At 58.1% G+C, this 4340-nt stretch carries 3 protein-coding genes and 1 pseudogene; all 4 read right to left on the bottom strand.

Features of this window, described 5'->3' with window-relative positions; all coding sequences use genetic code 11:
• Positions 1-129: 129 nt before the first annotated feature.
• Positions 130-753, bottom strand: a complete 624-nt coding sequence (locus tag ACOVRA_RS11880) for an outer-membrane lipoprotein carrier protein LolA (protein ID WP_421720473.1) — start codon at positions 751-753, stop codon at positions 130-132.
• Between the two features lie 78 nt (positions 754-831).
• Positions 832-3273 carry a DNA translocase FtsK 4TM domain-containing protein gene (locus tag ACOVRA_RS11875; RefSeq protein WP_421720472.1) on the bottom strand — a complete coding sequence of 814 codons (2442 nt, stop codon included), beginning with the start codon at positions 3271-3273 and terminating at the stop codon, positions 832-834.
• Positions 3274-3399: 126 nt separating this feature from the next.
• Complete coding sequence (locus ACOVRA_RS11870; protein ID WP_421720471.1) at positions 3400-3693, bottom strand: 4a-hydroxytetrahydrobiopterin dehydratase; 294 nt, start codon at positions 3691-3693, stop codon at positions 3400-3402.
• Between the two features lie 66 nt (positions 3694-3759).
• Positions 3760-4340, bottom strand: a pseudogene (locus ACOVRA_RS11865) (cell division protein FtsH); the annotation flags it as partial.

Genomic DNA, 4340 nt, shown 5'->3' with positions numbered 1-4340 from the left:
AGCGGGGGGACGACGCCAGTCCGGATGTGCTGCATCCATGAGTGGCAAGATAGACACATTCCAAAACAAAAGCAAGATTAAAAGTATTTAATTGTTGCGTGTGACTCAATTGTCACAATTCCGCGAGCTTTAGCTTTTGGGATCGTATTTGCGGGTGGGGCCTGGGGTGGCAAACAGGCTCTGCTTGATCGCGGCACCAGTAGACGCTTCGACCAAGCGCACGCGCGTCACGCGGCCTTGACGGTCGGCAATCGCCCATTCGCGCAATTGATTCGCCGTGTCGTCATAAATGATGGTCAATTCACCATCGGCCTGACGGGCCTTGTCGCGCACCGCCATAATCGTCATCCCGCCGCGCTTTTCCACGCCGGAGACCAGCACGTCCTTTTCCAAGCTCACATTCGCTTTGAGGAGGAAATAGAGCGGAGTCTTGCGCAGGGGGTAGCGGTCGGTCGTGCGCAAGCGGCGATCTTGCAGGCTGACCGTCGCGCCATCGGAAATCAGCAAAAGCGGCGAGGGCGCGTCATATTCAAACCGCACCTTCCCGGGCCGCTGCAACCAGAAACGCCCTCCGACCGTGCTGCCGTCTGGATTGGTCTGCAGGAACCGGCCCTGTATGCGGGTGATCGCATTGATCGACTGAGTCAGCGAGGCAATCGCAGCGGTGCGCTGGGCACCCGAAAGGGCTTGCGCTTGCGCCATGGCTGGCAACAGGCCGATGAGTCCGGCAAGAAGTAGGTGACGTCTGTTCATAGCTACCCTTTAGCTTTCCGATACGGCGATTTTGCGGCCAAGCCTAAAAGGTGACTGCGACTGAGTTCAGTCTCCACGTCACCCGTGATCGGGCAGCAGGATCTCGCGCTTGCCGGCATGGTTGGGTGGGCTGATCATGCCTTCTTGTTCCATGCGTTCAATCAAGCTGGCGGCGCGATTATAGCCCAAGGATAGGCGGCGCTGCAGGTAGGAGGTTGAGGCCTTGCGGTCGCGCGCCACAATGGCGACGGCGCGGTCGAACAAGTCATTGCCAGAGCCTGCCATGCCGTCCAGATCGGCCCCGTCGGCATAGGGATTGTCCTCGTCGGCATCGGCCGTGATTTCGTCGAAATACTCAGGTGCGCCTTGCGCCTTCAGGCTGGCGACGATTTCTTCCACTTCCTTGTCGGCGACAAACGGGCCATGCAAGCGGCGCATTTTTCCGCCTTGCGCCATGTAAAGCAGATCGCCTTGGCCCAAGAGCTGTTCGGCACCTTGTTCACCCAGAATGGTGCGGCTGTCGATCTTCGAGGTCACAGAATAGGAGATACGGGTCGGGAAGTTGGCCTTGATTGTGCCGGTGATCACATCGACCGATGGGCGTTGTGTCGCCATGATCAAGTGAATGCCTGCCGCACGGGCCATTTGCGCGAGGCGCTGCACCGCGCCTTCGATGTCCTTGCCCGCAACCAGCATCAGATCGGCCATTTCGTCGATCACCACAACGATATAGGGCATATGGTCGAGTTCGAATGTCTCGGTCTCATAGATGGGCTTGCCGGTTTCACGGTCCCAGCCTGTTTGCATGGTGCGCGAGAAGGTCTCGTTCTTGGCTTGGGCTTCAGCCGCGCGCTGGTTATAGCCACCAATATTGCGCACGCCGATCTTCGACATTTTACGGTAGCGATCTTCCATCTCCCGCACCGCCCATTTGAGTGCGGCGACAGCCTTTTTCGGGTCGGTCACAACCGGGGCGAGCAGATGGGGAATGCCGTCATAGACCGACAATTCCAGCATTTTAGGGTCGATCATGATGAAGCGGCACTGCTGCGGCGTCATCTTATAGAGAAGCGACAGGATCATCGCATTGATGCCAACCGACTTACCCGAGCCGGTGGTGCCTGCGATCAGCAAGTGGGGCATACGGGCAAGGTCGGCCACCGAAGGCTCGCCGCCAATGGTTTCGCCCAGTGCCAGAGGCAGCTCTTGGCGACCACTTTCATAGTCATTGGTGGATAAGAGATCTCGCAGATACACTGTCTCGCGCCGCGCATTGGGGAGTTCGATGCCGATGGCATTGCGGCCGGGCACTACGGCGATGCGGCAGGCTTGCACCGACATTGAGCGCGCCACATCATCAGCCAAACCGATAACGCGGGCCGATTTCACCCCGGCTGCAGGCTCCAGCTCATACAGGGTGACGACAGGGCCAGGGCGTACGTTGAGGATTTCACCCTTCACGCCAAAGTCGCTCAACACCGTCATCAGCAGGCGGGCATTTTGCTTGAGGCCTGCCTCATCATGATGGGCAACGCGCGGCTTTGGCTTGGCGAGCAAGTCGAGGCGCGGCAGTTCGAAGTCTGGCCCGGCAGGATACATGGGCAGGACGCCTTGGGCTTCACGGCCGGCGCGCTCGGATTGCTTGGGGCTTTTGGGCCGCTCTATCGGGATATCGCCAGCGGGATAGCCGGGCGCTTCATAGGTGGTGGTATGGACCTCTGGCTCCCGCCAGACATCGCGCGCCACACCGGCCTTGGATTCTGTCGGGGCAAAGCGGGCGGCGATCGAGGCCACATCATGGGGATCAATGTCACGCGAGGTCACGGGCCGCTCAGACTTTTTGCGGGCGCTGGAGACTGGTTTGCGCGCGGGGGCTTTGGCCCCACCAAAGCGCGCCATCACATCATCGGCAGCAACCCGCAGGCTGGCCCAGCCATAAGTAGCTGCATCAATGGCCGCATCGATATCATTCCGCTTCAGCTGCATCGCGACGATGCCGCAGGCAATCGCCACGGCAAAAGCGATTACGGCACCAAAGCCTTCACCGCTTTGCGCGCCGGCAAACGGCATAGCGAGTATGTGCAGGATGCTATCACCAATCAGGCCACCAAGGCCTGTTCGCATCGGCCAAGATGGCGCATGGGGCAGGCCCGATACGGCCGCGGCAAACATCACAACACCAAGGGCTGCCAGCCAAGCGCGAAGGCGCAAACGCGGCACACCACCAGGGCCTCGCAGCAAGGCCAGGAAACAAAAGGCAATCAGGGCCAAAAGCGCGGGGATGATGGCGATGCCAAGCAGTTGCAACACAAAGTCGGCCAAATTGGCACCAGGTTCGCCCAGCCAATTGGAGGTCTTGTCGCTGCCCGACACATTCCAACTGGGGTCTTGCGCATTAAAGGTCATGGTCGCGAGGCTCATGACGGTACCGCCAAGAATGCCAGCGCCCAACAGCCCATCACGCGTCACGCGCTGGCGCCAATGCAAGGTATCCAATTTTGACCGTGTGCGCGCACCCATGTCACAATCCCATAAGCCAATAGCGAAGGGCCTCAGGGGCCTAGCTTCCTAAGGGATACAAAGGGTTTGCGTGGTTATCACCGAGTTAAATTAACTCTTTTTTTCTGAAATTAGAGGTCGTGATTCTCAGTTTCCCGCACAGGCATCCATAAAGCTGGCCAATTCGACGTCTAAGTTCGTTACGCCATCGGCATCATGGGTGGCCAAAAGGACATGGACTTTGGCATAGACGTTGAACCACTCCGGGTGATGATCCATCTGCTCTGCCTTCAAGGCCACACGTGTCATCCAGCCAAAAGCCTGTTTGAAGTCGGCGAAATTATAGGTTTTTTCAATCGCGGCACGCCCGGCAACTTCTTGCCAGCCTGAAAGTTTGGCGACCGCTTCGTCGGGGGTGAATTTAGTTAAATCGCGCGCCATGGCGTCCTCGCATCACATTCTACTTACAAAAAACCCCTCCCAAATCTGGAAGGGGTTTTGATTGGTTTAGGCTGGGGAAGGTTCCGGACCAGTTGAGGTTGTCCCCCCACTTTTCTTGCCAATGGTTGGCAAGGCAGAAGAAGGTCCAGCAGGTGGGCGTGTCACGGCATCGTCGCGCTTGATGGAGCCACCTTCGAGCAAGGTTTTGATTTCCTCGCCTGACAGGGTTTCAAATTCCAACAAGCCCTGCGCCAAGACTTCCAAATCAGCTCGACGCTCGGTCAAGATGCGGGTTGCTTCCGCATTACCCCACTCGACAAGGCGACGAACCTCTTTGTCGATGGTTTGAGCGGTGGCTTCCGACACATTTTGCGTGCGCGAGACTGAGTGGCCCAAGAAGACTTCTTCTTGGTTCTCACCGTAAGCAACCGTACCCAATTCGTCTGAGAAGCCCCAACGGGTGACCATCGCACGGGCCAAGCGGGTTGCTTGCTCGATGTCGGACGAGGCACCCGAAGTGATGGCGTCCTTGCCAAAGATCAATTCCTCGGCGACGCGACCACCCATCATAACGGCCAAGCGGCTCATCATTTGGCGATAGCTAAAGGACAATTTGTCCCGCTCTGGCAATTGCATCACCATGCCCA

Source organism: Aquidulcibacter sp., assembly GCF_049239865.1.
In the GTDB taxonomy this organism is placed as follows: Bacteria; Pseudomonadota; Alphaproteobacteria; order Caulobacterales; family Aquidulcibacteraceae; genus Aquidulcibacter.
The sequence above is the reverse complement of the archived record's forward strand: the minus strand, read 5'-3'. Positions and strand labels throughout refer to the sequence as shown.